Here is a 17137-nt window from a genome sequence, read left to right as displayed (position 1 = left end):
GATATTCCTCACGCCAGTTCAAACGACTAAGCCATCTGTATAGAGCAGAGCTCGTACCGCAGAAAAGTATAAGAAGGAGGATAAGCTGGGTGCTTAGACCGCCTTATACTTTCAGCAAACATTTACTTGTCAGACTCGTCGTCGTCTTCAAATTCCTCATCATCCGACTCATCATCATCCGCATCGAGTTCACCGTCGACTTCTTCCTCGTCCAGCTCCTCGTCGTCGATTCCAACTTCCTCATCGACTTCAGCTTCCTCTTCCGCCTCTTCGAAGTCCTCGCGGTCCTCGTCGAATACATCGTAGTCTTCTTCAGCCTCTGCGTAAGTATCCTCTTCTTCGTCCGCAAATACATCATCATCTTCGAGATCATCATCATCGTTAATGATACGCGTACGCTTCGCATTACCTACAGGATCTTCAGAACGCTCAACTGGATACCAGCGTTTCAGCCCCCACATGTTGCTGCCAACGCAAGCGAAACGTCCATCAATGTTGATTTCTGTATACACTTGGGCGATGAACTGGTTGATTCCGTCTGCGGAAAGACCGCGTATTTTAGCGATCTCCATCATTAGATCGCGATAGTAGTAAGGCGTATTAGCCGCTTTCAGCACTTCAAAGGCCAAATCGACCATAGGCATTTCCTTCATACGTTCAGGATCCAGCTTTAACGTGAAATTGCTGCTGCTCATATGGACACATCCTCTCTTGCCATTCAATTTATGTACTCGTTCTTACCTATAAAATGCAAGGATCGTGTACGTTATTCTCTTATACACCGCTCACATTTAATCGCAAACCGATCGGTAACTGCCAGAGGCTCGCACCCGTCGTTTACGCTAGTCACAGTATAGTAAAACCTATTTCCTGCAAAAAAGCAAGCGGATCACGCTGCTGCAGTATAGCTTGGACTTCTATGCAAAAAGCGAAAGGATAGTCCTTCCGCTTTGACTGTATCCATCCGGCCATGACACGAGGCAACGCACCTTGGTCGTAAGAGCCCCTGAGAACTCTTTGTTCATCGTATGTCCCCAGTCGGTTTTTGACACGGTTTTCAGCCTAATTATGTGAAAAAAGGCAAGTTGCTCATGCGTTATAGAGCGCTCGTTCATACAATAGTTCAGCATGGTCCGTCGGGAGGGGAAGCCAAGTTTGGACACCGTCGCTTTTATCCGTATGTTGCAGGATACGATGGCTCGCACGGACACAACGACTGTAAAGCGTATCATTCGCTTTCAGCGTGCGAGCGACTACCGATACTTCCTACAGCAATTGCCTAAAGTCACTTCATCATCTTTACCGCAAAAAAGCATTAGACAAATGCCCAGCATTCTTGGAATAGCCTGCACATTGCCGGCCGAGGAATCATTAGAGCGATTCGCCGGGCGTGTTTGTATTGAGAAAGATTGTAAAATCAGCGTGCATTCTTCTCCACAAAAGTCGATTATTGTAGATAAGGGCATCCCCTGGGGTGTAAACCAGATTAAAGCCCCGCTGGCTTGGAGCACGACAACCGGTCACCGGGTCAAGGTCGGCGTCATCGATACAGGAGCTGACTTCAGCCATCCAGATCTTCGCCAATCACTCTCTAGGGGCATCAACCTTCTCAATCGCAGCATGCTCCCTCATGATGATAACGGTCATGGTACACATATTGCAGGTACCATCGCCGCAGCAAATCAATTACAGGGCATGATTGGCGTAGCCCCGCGGGCGTTAATCTCGCCGGTCAAAGCTTTTGACCATAATGGGAGCGCCTTCGTATCCGACATTATTCTCGGTATTGAATGGTGTATCCGCAATCGCATGAACGTCATCAACATGAGCTTCGGTATGAAGACAAAAAGCAAAGCGCTGCTTGGAGCTGTCATTAACGCCCACAATGCAGGCGTCATTATCGTTGCTTCCTCCGGCAATGACGGGAAGCGCCGTTCCGTTGATTATCCGGCACGCTACCCTCAAACGATTGCTGTTGGCGCTACGAATAAACTCCGCCGCGTTGCACCATTCAGCAATCGAGGCTCCTATATTGACGTTTACGCGCCTGGCGACAAAATCGTATCCGCATGGCTGCGCGGCAAATACAATGAAATGAGTGGAACCTCCATGGCCACCTCGCATGTCAGCGGAGCAATCGCGCTTCTGCTCGCACATAAGCCGGGACTTACGCCTACCGAGATCAAGACAATTATTAAACGATCCGTTCAGCCCCTTAGAGGCAGTAAAGCCCGCCGAACGATCGGCGAGCTTGACGTGATGCGTATGATGCAAACCGTGGATAAAGTATGAGTCCACGGTTTATTTTTATGAAACAAAGCTTACATGCGTTCTGGAGCAGAAACGCCGACCAAACGAAGCACATTCGCAATAGCGATACGTACGGCTCCAAGCAAGGCTAAGCGCGCTTGCGATTGCTCAGCATCTTCTGTGATGACGCGCTCCGCTCTATAATAGCTATGGAACTGGGAAGCCAGCTCGTATACATAACGAATAAGACGATGAGGCGCATATTGTGCTGCAGCCTCAGAGATCTCCTGCGGCAGCTCACCAACTTTACGAAGAAGATCGAACTCGCCCTCGGCAGTCAGCTTGCTGAAATCGATAGTGTCCGTGGATTTAAGAACGATGCCTTGTTCCTCCGCTTGTCTGAAAATACTGCAAATCCGAGCGTGCGCATATTGAACATAAAACACAGGGTTCTCATTTGAAGTAGAGATCGCCAAATCCATATCGAAATCAAGATGCGAATCCATGCTCCGCATGGAGAAGAAGTAACGAATCGCATCGATGCCCACTTCATCCATCAGATCCTGCATGGTAACCGCTTTGCCCGTACGCTTCGACATTTTCATTTTCTCGCCGTTCTGGAACAAGCTGACCATCTGTGCAATTAACACGGTCAGTTTCTTCGGATCGTTGCCTAGTGCCTCCATCGCTGCTTTCACACGCGGAATGTAGCCATGGTGATCGGCACCCCAAATGTTGATCATCTGATCGAAGCCGCGTCCGTATTTATCCATATGATATGCGATATCCGGTGTCAAATAGGTATATGAGCCGTCATTTTTCACGAGCACGCGGTTTTTGTCGTCGCCAAAAGTCATGGTAGACAGCCATGTCGCTCCTTCTTCTTCATAGACATGCCCTGTCGCCTTCAGCGTTGCAAGACCTTGCTCCACTTGTCCGCTCTCGTATAATGCTGTTTCACTGTACCAAACGTCAAAACCAACGCGGAATCTTCCGAGATCGCGTTTAATTTTATCTAGCTCCCGTTCAAGGCCAAACTGGCGGAAAAACGTAAAACGTTCTTGATCCGGCAATTCCAGCAGCTTATCGCCTTCTTGCTCGACAAGAAGTTTTGCAAAACCAATAATGTCCTCGCCATAATAACCATCCTCCGGCATTTCCGCCGCTTGACCAAGCGCTTGACGGTAACGAGCTTCGATGGATACAGCTAGGTTCTCCACCTGCTTGCCCGCATCATTAATATAATATTCGCGCGTAACATCATATCCCGCATAATCAAGTACATTGCACAATGCATCACCAACTGCTGCGCCGCGAGCATGTCCAAGATGCAGGCTGCCCGTAGGATTCGCGCTCACGAATTCTACCTGTACACTTTTGCCGGAACCATCCGAAGTACGCCCATAGTTTTCTCCCGCTTCAAGCGCTGCAGCCACAACCGGATAGAGATAGCTGTTATCCATACGGAAGTTAATAAAGCCCGGGCCTGCAATTTCCGCTGCTTGAATAGAAGCTTGCTTCGTATCCAAATGCGCAATAATCGCCTCAGCGATTTGACGAGGATTTTTCTTCGCCAGCTTCGTCAGCTGCATTGCTGCATTTGTTGCCAAATCACCGTGCGATTTATCCTTAGGAACTTCAATCACAAACGCCGGAAGCTCTTCCCGCGCTGCCAAACCAGCCGCTACCGCTGCATCAGCGATCGCTGCTTTGACTTGTTCATACATCTTCTCTAATACATTTGCATTCATTAATTTTGTTCCTCCTGTATATGGAGCCGGATATGAAACCGACCCGACATTTGATCACCAACGTACAATTCATACTCCCATTCAAGTGTAAAAGGCAGCTGATCAGGCAATGTGTCCATCGCCTTCATTACACCATCTTCACCCGGCGCATGAAGCCGCAGCCGCAGCGTTTCTGCTTCAAGCGATAAAGATGTCATTTGTGATTGATAGCTGCCAGCTCTCCTATGTCCAGGAACAAAAAGCTGCTCCGATTCTATAGCGCCGCGCCGCACAACTGACATTTCTTCCGGCCGGAATCGAATAAGCGTCCGTATTTCGCCAGCTTCTATATCGCCTTCCACTGCCGGCTCGATGTAGCGGATAAATATGGATTTCTCCTTGCGGAACCAATCCCCTTTGTAAGCATGAGTATGCGAGCTTCCATCCTGCACACTCTCCAAGGTAATTCGCACTTTCCTGCTGTCTGCCATCATCTTGCTCCTGTTATCAGTCTAATCTTATGTAACTACTATATACAGGTAGGCTCCGAATTTCAACGCCAGAGCCCGGTTAACTTGTTGCAAACGGTACGATTTCACGCCATGCCTCCACACGATCCTCGAGCGTTCGCATACGCGGAGTTGGAATCGGACTGGAGGAAGGCAGCTTGAGTAACGTGATGCTTCGAAAGCTTTCATGCCCTTTATAAAATTTCTGAAAGGTATCGTATGCCTTGCTTCCGTTAAATGCAAAGCAGCGCAGCTCTGGATATTTGGCTACAAGCTCCGGCAGCTTCTGCGGTACGATTCCACGTATGTTCACATCCAAGCTGCCTTCGCGCTCGCAAGATTCAATAACATCCCATAGCGCTAAGCGATGCTCCTTTAAGAATGCGAGACGGTTGTCATACACAGGGTCCGGGTCAGATTCATTGAATAAACGATATATTATTTTCCACATAAAATTTTGCGGGTGTCCATAAAATTGCTTATGCTCAAGCGATTTTACGCTTGGTGCTGTCCCAAGAATCAGCACGCGCGATCGCTCATCGATAACAGGCGGAAACGAATAAATGCGCATGTCGTATAGCCCCCTAATCTATTTTTAAAAGCAGCAATAACGTCTTATTATAAGCCCATTCTAGCCTTGATCATACGATCGCATTTTCTGTTTGTATTAGAAAAAGACGCTTCCCGCTAAGATTACGCGGAAAACGTCTTTTTATCAATCCGAATCGATTATTTAGCCGGAATCTTTATGCTTTGACCCGGATAGATTCTATTCGGGTTCTTTAGCTTATTGTAGCTGGCTAATTTCTGCCATGTCGTTCCGTGCTCCAAAGCTATTGCATAAAGAGTATCCCCAGCTTTCACCGTATAAACCGAAGCTTGAGGAGCCGTTGGAACAGAAGTCGTTGGCTTCTCAGGTTTAGCTGGCTCTGTCGGCTTCGTCGGTTTTGTTGGTGTTGTCGGTTTTGTTGGTTCTACCGGCAATACTACTGACTTCGGACTTAGATTAAGCTTAAACTCTGCATAACCATCAGCTGTATCACCCGTGTAGGAAGTCAACTTATTCGCTTCCGCTGCACTCTTTGCTTCCGGTGACGTCTTGATTGTCACGTTCACGGTGTCATTAATTGCCGCTAGCGACCAGTTGCCGTCCGCTGCCGGATCAATCGTCTTGAAGGAGCGAATGTAGTCAATGACAACCTGGCGGTTCTCATCCGGGGAAGCAAGGATAATACGTTTGCCGTCTGGGTTTGCGAATTTGCTGGAAGATGCGCGATAGTTGTTCGTTGCAACAACGAACTTCTGATCCGCCTTAATTGGTTTTCCTTCAAACTGCAAATTAACGATCCGCTTCGCGCTTTCGTTCTTGAGCGCGCCGCCAGCTTCATACTTCGTCGGTTGTGCAACATCGATCTGATAGGTCACACCGTCAATTACATCGAAGTTGTACGTTGGAAAATCATAATTGATCAGCTCTTGCTTCTCTGTGCTTGATGCGTCGATCTGCTTGAATTGACCAGCCGACCACTCGAGCCATTCTTTAATCTCCGCTCCTGTGACGAGTACAGCATTCACAGTATTCGAGTACAAATACAAATCGGCAACATTCTTGATTGCAATATCGCCCGCCTGAATATTGGTATAATAATTCGGTCCTTGGCGGCCGCCAGCCTTAAACGGCGCTCCTGCCGAAAGAACAGGAAGCCCTTCATATTCCGTTCCCTGCAGCTGCTTCTCTACATACCATTTTTGTGCATTCGTAACGATCTGAATGGATGGATCATCTTGAACAAGAGCAAACCAGCTGTTGATTGACGCTGTCGTCTTGCCGACAGGCCCTCGCACATACGCAAGCGTATGCTCATGATCCTCTTTCACCGCATCGACAACAGCTTTGTCAGCTTCTACAAGAGGTACCTTATTTACCGCATCAAAGATAGGCTTAACCGTGCTTTTCGAATCGACAACGGCCCATTTCCCATCCTTGTTCTCCAGTGTTAAATCAATAATACCAAGATTATTTCCCCAGAAGCCCGGCTCAACCGCAGGCACTCCGTTAATCGTTCCTTTGGCGAGATCGACACCCGTTTTTCCTTCAAACGATTTGTCAGGGAATACTTTATGCGCATGTCCGAACAAAATCGCATTAATGCCAGCAACTTTGCTTAAATAGAGCACAGAATTTTCCATCAGCTCTGATTGCGGAATATCTTCAAAGCCCGAGTGCGGAATCGCAACAATGATATCCGCTCCCTTCGCTTTCATTTCCGGTACAAACTTTTCTGCCGTTTTGACAACATCCTTAACGATAACCTTGCCTTCTAGATGAGCTTTGTCCCATGTTGTAATTTGCGGAGGCACAAAGCCAATCACGCCTACCTTCAGCTTATGCTTCGCGCCCTTGCTGTCTGTTACCTCTTTATCAATAATGAGATAAGGTTTAAACAAATTAACATCATTCGTCTCATCCTTGTCTCCATCTACTTTATAAATGTTTGCATTTACATAAGGAAAGTCTGCGCCCGCGAGCGAGGTGTCCAGAAATGATAAGCCATAATTGAATTCATGATTGCCTAAGTTGCCTGCATCGTAGTTAAGCAAATTCATAGCTTTATACACCGGGTGCGTCTCGCCCTGCTTCAGCTTATCAACAGTAGCGACATAATCACCTAGGGGATTTCCTTGAATCAAATCGCCATTATCAAATAATAGACTGTTCGGAGCTTCCTCCCGCGCTTTCTTGATGAGCGTAGCCGTCTTCGCGAACCCATATTCATCAGTAGGCTTGTCCGCAAAATAGTCATAGTTCATCATGTTCACGTGCAGGTCCGACGTTTCCATAATTCGCAGCTGCACTGTATTCCCTGCACCCGCATCAGCCATTGCCGTGAACGGCATAGCCCCTAGACTAACGGTAATAGCAGCAGCTAAAGCACCCTTCCACACCGATTTGTTAACCAACAAAAACGCCTCCTTCATTCTCTTTCTATTAATAAGATGCTCTGCTGCAAGCACAAGATGAAATAATGTTTTCCTACAATATATTAATTCAAATATTCTGAATTGTCATTTATTTATTTTGTTAATCCAAAGTGCCCTTTTACAATAAAAAAAAGGCTTCACGCCACGCGGATAAATGACCGCTGGCAGTGAAGCCTTCACTATAATTAATGACTATTTCAAAAAGCCTAGAAGCATCTCGCGAATAACCTTCGCCGCAACAATTTGCGTTTGCTCCGTCGGATCATAAGCTGGCGCAACCTCAACGAGATCGAAGCCCACAATGTTCACGCCGGAACGTGCAATGGCATGAACGGATTCAATAAGCTCCTTCGATGTAATGCCGCCCGCTTCCGCTGTACCTGTACCTGGTGCTGCAGATGGATCAAGCACATCGATGTCGATCGTTAAATAAACCGGACGTCCTTCGAGCTCAGGAAGCACCTTCTTAAGCGGCTCCAAAACCTCAAACGGATGGAAGTTGATGTTCTCGCGTGCATATTGCCACTCTTCGCGCGATCCTGAACGAATACCGAACTGGTAAATGTTCTGTCCACCCATAAGACCAGCTGCTTTGCGCAGCGGCGTAGAGTGGGACAACGGCTCGCCTTCATACGACTCGCGCAAATCAGCGTGAGCGTCGAAGTGAATGATCGCAAGATCAGGGTACTTTTTGTACACCTCTTGGAAGATCGGCCAAGAAACAAGATGTTCGCCGCCGAGACCAACAGGAATTTTGCCGTCGTCTAGCACACCGCGAACGAATTCGCCGATGATTTCCAGACTGCGCGCTGCGTTTCCGAAAGGAAGCAGCAAATCACCAGCATCGAAATATTCAATATCCTCGAGGCTGCGATCTAGGTAAGGGCTGTATTCTTCAAGTCCAATCGACACTTCGCGAATGCGAGGAGGGCCGAAACGGGAGCCTGGACGGAAGCTAACCGTGAAATCCATCGGCATCCCGTAGATAACCGCTTTGGAAGCTTCGTAGTTTTCAGAGCTCAAAATGAAGACATTGCCTGAATATTTTTGATCCAATTTCATGAGGTATGTCCCTCTCTTTCCTGAAGCGTAGCCGCTTGTTACTTCACAAGATCTTCAACAAATTTAGGAAGCACGAATGCTGCTTTGTGAAGACGAGGCGTGTAATATTTTGTATCAATTTCTGGAATTGCTGTCTCATCAACAGCAAGAGGATCGTGTTTCTTGCTGCCCATTGTGAACGTCCACAGACCGCTTGGGTAAGTAGGAATGTTCGCGCCATATACACGAACGATCGGGAATACTTCCTTCACGTCTTTGTTTACGCTTTGGATCAGGTCCGCTTTAAACCATGGGTTGTCCGTTTGAGCAACGAAGATGCCGTCTTCTTTCAATGCTTCGTAGATGCCTTGGTAGAAGCCCTTCGTAAATAGGTTTGCCGCAGGGCCAACCGGTTCAGTGGAATCAACCATAATAACGTCATAGGTGTTTTTATGATCATGAATATGCATAAAGCCGTCGTTTACAAGCACTTCAACACGCGGGTTGTCGAGCTCGCCAGCGATGGATGGCAAGTATTTTTTGGAGTACTCGATTACTTTACCGTCGATGTCGACAAGAACTGCCTTCTTCACCTTCGGATGTTTCATTACTTCACGAATAACGCCGCCGTCTCCGCCGCCAACAACAAGCACGTACTCCGGATTCGGATGCGTGAAAAGTACAGGATGCGCAACCATTTCGTGGTAAACGAACTCATCCTTAACCGTGGTCATAACCATACCGTCGAGAACAAGCATCGTTCCAAACTCTTCCGTTTCGATCATATCAAGCTGTTGAAAATCTGTTTGTTCATTAACGTAAGTCTTAGTGATCTTCGCCGTTATGCCGAAGCTATCTGTTTGTTTTTCCGTATACCACAATTCCATGGTGTTAAATCCCTTCTTTCCTTCAATCGTTCAACCTGTATTATAGTAAAATTATTAAATCACTACAAGTACTCTAGACAATCCGTGCATTAACGTTTTTCAAAGATTTTATTAAGTATAATATCCTGATTTTCCGTACGATATGTAGATGCTGTTTCACAACAAGGGGCTGTCCCACATAACATGGGACAGCCTTTATTCATCTTGAGAAGATCATACCTGTTCTTTTGTATACTGTCCTTCTCAACCATTTGCCGGCTTCACGCAGCCTGTCGTCTCACGAATGATCAGCTCTACCGGCAAAGCCTTGCATCTCTCCAAAACAGGGTTGCCATCAATCTGATCGAGCAGCATGCGGATCGCTTCCTGCCCTTTCTCCAAAATATTTTGAGAGATGGTCGTTAGTGCAGGCGAAGTAAAGCTAGAGATGGACAAATTGTCAAAGCCGATTACCGAATAGTCCTCCGGCACCTTTTTGCCGAGTTCTCGCAGCCGTTTAAGCAAGCCCATTGCACTTACATCCGAAAACGAGAAGATCGCCGTCACGTCCGCAAGCTTGATGAGCTGATCCGCAGCGCGATAGCCGCCATCAAGCGATGTCGGGAGCCTGATCATTAAGGCTTGATCGTATGGAATACCCGCTTCTGCCAGCGCATCCTTATAGCCTAACCATCGCTCATGCAAAACACCGTAATATGTGATGCGCTCAAGCGGAATATCTCCAATTAAAAGCGCAATTCGTCGATGTCCTTGGTCGATTAAATAACGAATCGCGCGATAGCTTCCTTTTCTGTCCTCTAAATTAACTTGATATAGATCCTCCCGCTTCAAGTAGCTATCAATAAAGACGGCAGGCATGCCTAAGTTTACAATGCGATCAACTGCCTGCGAGCCCTCATTCGTCCCCATCACGATTAACCCATCCAATCGACGCTCCTTGGCGAATGTGAATGTTTCTGTGCTCTCATCAATACCCGATAAAATAATATGAAATTGGCGATCACGAGCCCCTTCTTCCACACCTGTAAGCAGGTCCCAATAAAATGGGTTGTCCTGCAGCCTCCCAGGCTGCATCATCGGTACGACGAGTCCAACAAGATGCGTACGCCGAGTCTTCAGATTTCTAGCAGGCAGATTTGGCGTGTAGCCAAGCTCGGTAATTACCCGCTCGATATTTTCTTTCGTTGTGCCCGATACCCTTCCCTTGCCGTTAATAACATTAGATACCGTCGCAATCGATACACCAGCCACCTTGGCAACGTCTACGATGCTTACTTCATTTTTCATCCTCTTATCGCTCTCTTTCGTCTCAAAGCCCATCCGGCTCCTTGAGTTAAACGTTTTATCATAGTATAGCTTATTTGTGGAGGCACTAAAATTTGTACTCCGAAAATATAAAAAAGAAGAAGCAAACCGGCTCAAGCGAGCCAGCCTGCTTCCCCTATATTGCATACTACCAGCCGCTGTTGCCTGCACCTCTAGTTATTACAAACTGATTATTCGGATTGGATAGGCCTCCCGATGCAGCCCCTGTGACCGTTACATTGCTAAATGTTCCTGAACCGGTAACGGAATCAAACAAAATCCCATAGGTGCCGGCGCCGCTGATATTCACTTGATTAAAGCTCACGTTTGTTATCGATTGATTGTAGCTGAATTTCACAGCTTCATAGGTGCTGTCATTAATTTGAACATTATCGACAACGACTGGAGCCGAAATGCTCTGATTTTCTGCATAGATCCATAAACCGCCGAAGCTCGTGTTCCAGTTGCGCTCCCAGCCGCCTGTACGGTTCAGCGTATTTCGTTTCACTTCAGTCGTGCCGCTAAATGCAACCGCATTGAACCTTGTACTGACCACGATTCCTGCAGAAGCCGTCACCGTATCTGCGCCTATGTTATCCCATATCTTGTTGTCTTTGCCGCCGTAAAGGGCGTAAGTATTTGCAAGAACAGGAACCTGGGCGATATTATAGCGGAACATGCTGTTCTCATTCGGTAAGCCGTCCGACCACATTGCGAAGGCGTCGTCTCCTGTGTTGCGTACACTGAAATGGCTGATCGTTGTATTTTTGACACCGCCGTGAAGGTTTACTCCATCCGCCCATGTATTGCGAATCTTACCTCCGACTACATATAAACCGTCCGTTCCAGACTGCAGCCAGAAGCCCACCTTCGTATGCTCGATCCATACATTTTGAATAAGCGAGCCTGTTCCAAAGTTTCCTTCGAAAGCAGCGTGATCCGCACCGTCGTTCCGATACAGCGAATCTCCCGTAATCGCAAGATCGGTAATCGTTACATTACCGCCTACGCCATAAAAGCCGCCTTTCCCGTTAGTGCCTTGCAAATTAGAGTACCACATGCCAGCGCCGCGAATATGGATACCGTTCACATTCACTCGGTCATTCATTCGGAAGGTGCCTGATGGAATCCACACGCCTGCTTTGCCTGTCGACTTCGCATTAGCGATAGCGTCGCGAATCGCTTGCGTATCATCACCTGCATCGTTCGCAACAGCTCCGAAGGAGGTAATGCTCACGAAATTAGCAGGCATTGTGTAGGCGGCATCTACTTGTTCCAAGTTAATAAGATCAATCGTATAGTAAGAAGCTGTATCGCCAGAATCCTTCTGCAGCTTTACCGTAGCTCCAGCAGGAATGTTTCCGACAAGGAAGCGGCTCTCATCATAGAAGCGATGTCCTTCGCCGTTCGCAGCATTGTCGTTGTACGGATAAGCGCCATACGTCCATGCATAACGTGACGTCAGGCTGAGTGTCTGTGTTTTAGCTCCGTTCACATAAAGGCTAAGTGTTCCATTCGTACCGCCGCCCCCAGCTGAATCAGGCATACTATACCTGACAACAACAGAGTTAGCAGCTAGTGGCGCTGTCCACTGCACATAGTGACCAGTAGATGTCAGCTTTACAGCGCGTCTTCCCGACGATTCGGATTCAACAGTCAAATAAGTACGGTTTGCTGCAAGCACCTGAGCGTTCGTCGTGCCGCTCTCCGCTTCCAGCTCTTGATAAGGTACGGTTGCTCCCCGCGCCGCCAAGCTGATTCCACCTGCTGCGGAAATGTAATCAATTGCTATTCCACCGCTATTTCCGCTGTCATATTGATACGTAATCGTATTTAAACCTTTGCGGAGGCTCAGCGTCTCGCTTTGACTGCCCCAAGTGGTAGCTCCTCCTGTTGCTGAGAGCGTTGTTGTTTTAACAAAAACACCGTTCACGTAAATATTTATCGTCTTGCTCGCCCCTGTTCCATTTGCGTAGCGAAGCTCAACGGCCGAATTCCCTTCCGCAGTAAGGTTAACAGTGAAAACAGCTCTCGCACCGACGCTTGTGAAGTTTTGCAAATAGGTCGATGCTTTAGTTACCCCGCCTGAGAAAAATTGATCCTCAGCTTGATACACAAATCCCGCACCCGGCGTTGGTGTTGGTGTTGGTGTTACAGTAGGCGTAGGCGATGGTGTCACGGTTGGTGTTGGTGTTGGTGCTGCTGTAGGGGTTGGTGTAGGCATTGTTGTAAGAGCACCTACAACGAGATTATCCAAATTGATATTTCCAGAATCCGCCGCATCAAATTGAAGCTTAACGGCATTGCTGCCTGCATTCAGAGCAACGACTTCCAGCTTGGTGCCCCATGTGTCCCAATTCGATGTAGCGGGAAGCGTCACTTGACGAAGCTTTGTTCCATTCAGATAAAGGCTTAACGTTTTATCGCTGCCCGTTCCATTTGCATATCGGAATGTCAGCTCACGGCTCCCAGCTGCGGCTGGCGTAACAGCAAATTGTACCGCTGCGCTTCCTTTGTTGCCATCTGTGAAGCCGCCAACAAATCCAGTTCCTGTATAGCCCGTATGATCATTAGCTATAGTTGTTCCTCCCGTAAGAGTCGCCGCTTCTGCTTCAAGGGTGTTTGGCGCAGCTGGGGCTGCTTCAACATCAATTTTGTCTAAGTTCACGTTTCCTGTGTCCGTAGTGTCGAATTTGTAGCGGATCGTATTGCTGCCTGCTGCGAGTGTCACTGCTTCTGTGCTGGTCGTCCAGCTGTCCCAATTCGCGGTTGCATTCAGCGTCGTTTGCTTCATTTTGACGCCATTTACGTATAGGCTCAACGTCTTCGCGCTGCCATTTCCATTCGCATACCGCACGGTTACGTTATGAACCCCAGCTGCTGCCGCGCTTACCGTAAACTGAGCAGCTGCATTTCCCTTATTGCCGTCTGTAAAACCGCCAACGAAGCCAGACCCGGAATAGCCCGTATGATCATTCGCATATACGGCTCCCCCTGAGAGCGAAGCCGACTCCGCCTCGTAAGAAGCTGCATAGCTGGTTTGCGCCTGCGCGAAGAATGTGAGCACCATACTCATAATAATGAGTACGGATAGACGTTTCTTAAGGCTATTCGTCATTAATCATCACGATCCTTTTCATATAATAGAAGCTCAGTTACCTGCGTTGATTTGAATAAGTGCGATTTTAATGTAAACGCATACATAAATCGATATCCACTATGTCAGGCAGCACCACCTTTCAATAGAACATTTTTTGATCCATTAGCAGCATTATAAGGAAGGTTCATGGATCTTTGCATAATACCATGCCTTATTTTACGATAACGATAACCAATTAAACGTTTAACCAAGTAACGCTAATCGTTCGTGGTTAAACCTTTAATCAGAGATTATCATGCGTTTTCCTTATCGTCAACATCCTAATTTCAAGCCGATTATTAATGTATTGCAGGCTGCTAATTGAAATGCAAAGCTACTGAATAAAGTCCGAATATCAATCTATATAATGAATACTATTTAATCCCCTTCTACAATTATTTACGATTACGCTCCTCTTCGTGAATAGGGTGTTCTTCGTTTTTCCATACTAAGGAAAAGCGAAGTTTTGCAATGAAGGGAGCCTGCTCCATGAAAAAACATTCCAACCAGCAGGGTAAGCTGCGCCGCAGGCCTGCTTTTCCATTTATAACCGAGAGGTTCCTTCCCCAATTTCTGAAAATGAAGAAATGGTTGAGATGGGCAGCAGCCGCATTCACCCTTTTCATACTCATCTTGGCCGGTACACTTATCTTTTTACGTACGCAATCGCTGCCAGTCACCGCAATTAGCCAAACATCTCAAATGCTTGATTTGCATGGCAATGTCATCGATACGTTTCATGCAGGAGAGAACCGCCGTTCTGTGCAGCTATCCGACATTTCGCATTATGTAATTGAAGCAACCTTAGCTATAGAGGATCGCCGCTTCTACGATCATCGCGGCTTCGATATGAAGGGAATGGCGCGAGCCGTTATGGTTAACGTTCAAAGCTTCTCGGCACGCCAAGGCGCAAGCACGCTCACTCAGCAGCTCGCACGCAATCTATATTTAACGCATGAGCGAACCTGGCAGCGCAAGCTGAAGGAAGCGATGTACACGGTTCAGCTTGAAATGAATTACTCCAAAGACGAAATTCTGGGCATGTATTTGAATCAAATTTATTATGGCCACGGCTCCTATGGTATTGAAGCAGCGGCGATGATGTACTTCAATAAACACGCTTCCGAGCTCACGCTTGCAGAAAGCGCGATGCTTGCCGGCATTCCGAAGGGTCCTAAGTATTATTCGCCGTACCTTAACATGAAGAATGCAAAGGACCGCCAGCTTACTATTTTGCAGGCGATGCTTGAAGGCGGCTCTATTACATCCGAGCAGGCTGATGCCGCTTATAAGGAAATGCTGAGCTTCCAGACGCTTGGCTCTGGCGACCAGGAAGGGTTTGCGCCTTATTTTCGCGATTACATCAGGTATATTGCTGTCGACAAGCTAGGCATTAATGAGCATTTGCTGAATGAGGGCGGAATTACCATCTATACAACGCTTGATCCGTCCGCGCAAGCAACGGCTGAAGAGGTCATTGCAAAGGGCTTTCCCGAAAATTCCGAGCAGCAGGCGGCGCTCATTGCTATAGATCCGCGCACCGGATATATCAAAGCGATGGTTGGCGGAAGAAATTATAAGAACAACCAATATAATCGAGTGTTTGCAAAGACGCGCCAACCCGGCTCCTCCTTTAAGCCTTTCTTATATTTAACCGCCTTGCAAAGCGGTTTTATGTCACCTGTTACCCGTTATAAGAGTGAACCAACTGTATTCACTTATGATGAGGGACGGAAGACGTATGAACCGCGCAACTACGGTGACAAGTATTTGAATGAGCTGATTGATATGAGACAGGCGCTGGCCAGCTCGGATAATATTTATGCGGTTAACACCATCATGACCGTCGGCGCTGATAAAGTTATTGAAACGGCAAAGAAGCTGGGAATTGAAAGTCCGATGAAGCCGGTCCCTTCACTTGCACTTGGCACCTTTCCAGTCAGCCCATTCGAAATGGCTTCTGCATTTGGAACTTTCGCAAACGGCGGTATTCACATGGAGCCGGTTGCGATTCTCCGCATTGAGGATCGCAAAGGACAGGTATTATATGAAGCGAAACAAAAATCAGTGCAAGCCATCACCCCAGCCGAAGCCTATGTTATGACCAGTTTAATGGAGAGTGTATTTGAAGAAGGCGGAACAGCTTTCCGCGTATCTTCTATTATTAAGCGGCCGATAGCAGGCAAGACGGGTACGACCCCAACAGATGCATGGCTCGTTGGGTATACGCCTGAACTAGCGACAGCAGTGTGGGTAGGTTACGATAAGGATCGTAAATTAACCGTTGCCGAGGCTTATCGCGCTGCTCCCATTTTCGCCAAATTTACAGAGCAAGCGCTGTCTGCCATACCGCCGAAGATTTTCCCTATTCCGGAAGGCATCGTAAACGTGTATATCGATCCGACAAGCGGCAAGCTTGCAGAAAGCAGCTGCCCGCACAGACGATTAGAAACCTTCATCAGCGGAACGGAGCCGACTGATGTATGCGGCGAGCCTGCGGGTGCAGGAAATAACGACAGTGACGCCTCTCAAAATGGGTCTGGTACAGCAGGACGACGCTCTTGGTGGAATGACTTGAAACGCTGGTGGACAGACTAAACAAACGGCAGCCTTCCTTTAATGAGGAGGGCTTTTGTTCCTTCCAATAATGAACCAACCGTGATCTTTGCGCATTTTTGTCCAACTTATGATCAAAAAGTGAATTTTCTTTGAACAAAACCACAAAGTTGTGGTATAGTATGGATAAGAAAACACTTACAATTGATCGGGAGTGTTAAATATGACAACAAAAACCGCAACAATCAGCAACATTCAGCCTTCTAAATCAGATGTCAAGCGCCTCGTAAAGGCAATGACTGCCATCTCTTGGATCGTTTTATCTATTGGCGTTTTATTAAGCCTCATTAACTTAAGCCATTTCAGCGATAAAAATGTTGGACTTATGGTCGGCATCGGATTCCTAATCGGCAGCGTTCATATTTATGTTATTGGCACAGCGATCGGACTTGTTCATGCACGCCTTAACCAAGAGCAGTCGTCAAAGGATTTTAAAGAGCCTCAATAATTAAAATTAACTTCATCACTCTTAACCAATAGACAGTCACATTCGGTCAATGACCAGATGCGACTGTCTATTTGCTTTTACTGGGACAAAACAATTTTATTTGGGTAAAGTTACTATATGTAAGAACAATTCACTGTCTGAACGCTCCTAAATCTAACAGTTGTCTAAGCCGTGAACTTTCTATTACAGAATAAAGACGAATTATTGACGTAATTGTTAACCCCGCAGTT

The 17137-nt window shown here is 47.1% G+C and carries 12 protein-coding genes; 3 read left to right on the top strand and 9 right to left on the bottom strand.

Annotation, left to right across the window (positions count from 1 at the left end; all coding sequences use genetic code 11):
* Window positions 1-122: 122 nt before the first annotated feature.
* Window positions 123-695 (bottom strand): DNA-directed RNA polymerase subunit delta, encoded by a 573-nt coding sequence (gene rpoE, locus AB4Z45_RS28880; RefSeq protein WP_076271588.1) that lies wholly within the window; start codon window positions 693-695, stop codon window positions 123-125.
* A gap of 460 nt (window positions 696-1155) precedes the next feature.
* On the opposite strand from rpoE, the gene AB4Z45_RS28875 reads away from it, so the two are divergent.
* Window positions 1156-2292 carry a S8 family peptidase gene (locus AB4Z45_RS28875; protein ID WP_441912815.1) on the top strand — a complete coding sequence of 379 codons (1137 nt, stop codon included), beginning with the start codon at window positions 1156-1158 and terminating at the stop codon, window positions 2290-2292.
* Between the two features lie 29 nt (window positions 2293-2321).
* Here the strand turns inward: AB4Z45_RS28875 and argS are convergent, their stop codons facing one another.
* The 8 genes from argS to AB4Z45_RS28835 all read right to left on the bottom strand — a co-directional run bounded on the left by argS (window position 2322) and on the right by AB4Z45_RS28835 (window position 13822).
* The gene (gene argS, locus AB4Z45_RS28870; RefSeq protein WP_441912814.1) at window positions 2322-4001 is read right to left on the bottom strand and encodes an arginine--tRNA ligase; all 1680 of its coding nucleotides are present in this window, start codon (window positions 3999-4001) and stop codon (window positions 2322-2324) included.
* Window positions 4001-4471: a DUF1934 domain-containing protein gene (locus AB4Z45_RS28865; RefSeq protein ID WP_441912813.1), complete on the bottom strand. Its 471-nt coding sequence runs from the start codon at window positions 4469-4471 to the stop codon at window positions 4001-4003. Before AB4Z45_RS28865 ends, argS begins: the two co-directional genes overlap by 1 nt.
* Window positions 4472-4550: 79 nt before the next feature.
* The gene (locus tag AB4Z45_RS28860) at window positions 4551-5060 is read right to left on the bottom strand and encodes a DNA-deoxyinosine glycosylase (protein WP_076271584.1); all 510 of its coding nucleotides are present in this window, start codon (window positions 5058-5060) and stop codon (window positions 4551-4553) included.
* A gap of 158 nt (window positions 5061-5218) precedes the next feature.
* The gene (locus tag AB4Z45_RS28855; RefSeq protein ID WP_441912812.1) at window positions 5219-7468 is read right to left on the bottom strand and encodes a bifunctional 2',3'-cyclic-nucleotide 2'-phosphodiesterase/3'-nucleotidase; all 2250 of its coding nucleotides are present in this window, start codon (window positions 7466-7468) and stop codon (window positions 5219-5221) included.
* Window positions 7469-7663: 195 nt separating this feature from the next.
* Window positions 7664-8533 (bottom strand): agmatinase, encoded by an 870-nt coding sequence (gene speB, locus AB4Z45_RS28850; RefSeq protein ID WP_102708963.1) that lies wholly within the window; start codon window positions 8531-8533, stop codon window positions 7664-7666.
* 38 nt (window positions 8534-8571) lie between these two features.
* Window positions 8572-9399: a polyamine aminopropyltransferase gene (gene speE, locus AB4Z45_RS28845; RefSeq protein ID WP_054025894.1), complete on the bottom strand. Its 828-nt coding sequence runs from the start codon at window positions 9397-9399 to the stop codon at window positions 8572-8574.
* Window positions 9400-9642: 243 nt separating this feature from the next.
* Entirely contained in the window at window positions 9643-10686 is a 1044-nt protein-coding gene (locus AB4Z45_RS28840) for a LacI family DNA-binding transcriptional regulator (protein ID WP_441912811.1), read from the bottom strand.
* Window positions 10687-10852: 166 nt separating this feature from the next.
* A complete protein-coding gene (locus tag AB4Z45_RS28835; protein WP_441912810.1) occupies window positions 10853-13822 on the bottom strand; it encodes a carbohydrate-binding protein in 2970 nt (989 codons plus the stop codon).
* A gap of 510 nt (window positions 13823-14332) precedes the next feature.
* Between AB4Z45_RS28835 and AB4Z45_RS28830 the strand changes: the two genes are divergently transcribed.
* Window positions 14333-16441, top strand: a complete 2109-nt coding sequence (locus tag AB4Z45_RS28830) for a transglycosylase domain-containing protein (RefSeq protein WP_441912809.1) — start codon at window positions 14333-14335, stop codon at window positions 16439-16441.
* A 181-nt stretch (window positions 16442-16622) separates the two neighbouring features.
* Window positions 16623-16907, top strand: a complete 285-nt coding sequence (locus AB4Z45_RS28825; protein WP_441912808.1) for a hypothetical protein — start codon at window positions 16623-16625, stop codon at window positions 16905-16907.
* Window positions 16908-17137: the final 230 nt, after the last annotated feature.

The sequence above is a fragment of the Paenibacillus sp. MCAF9 genome (genome assembly GCF_052114265.1).
Classification (GTDB): Bacteria; Bacillota; Bacilli; order Paenibacillales; family Paenibacillaceae; genus Pristimantibacillus.
Note: the sequence above shows the minus strand (reverse complement) of the source record. Positions and strands in the feature narration are given on the sequence as shown.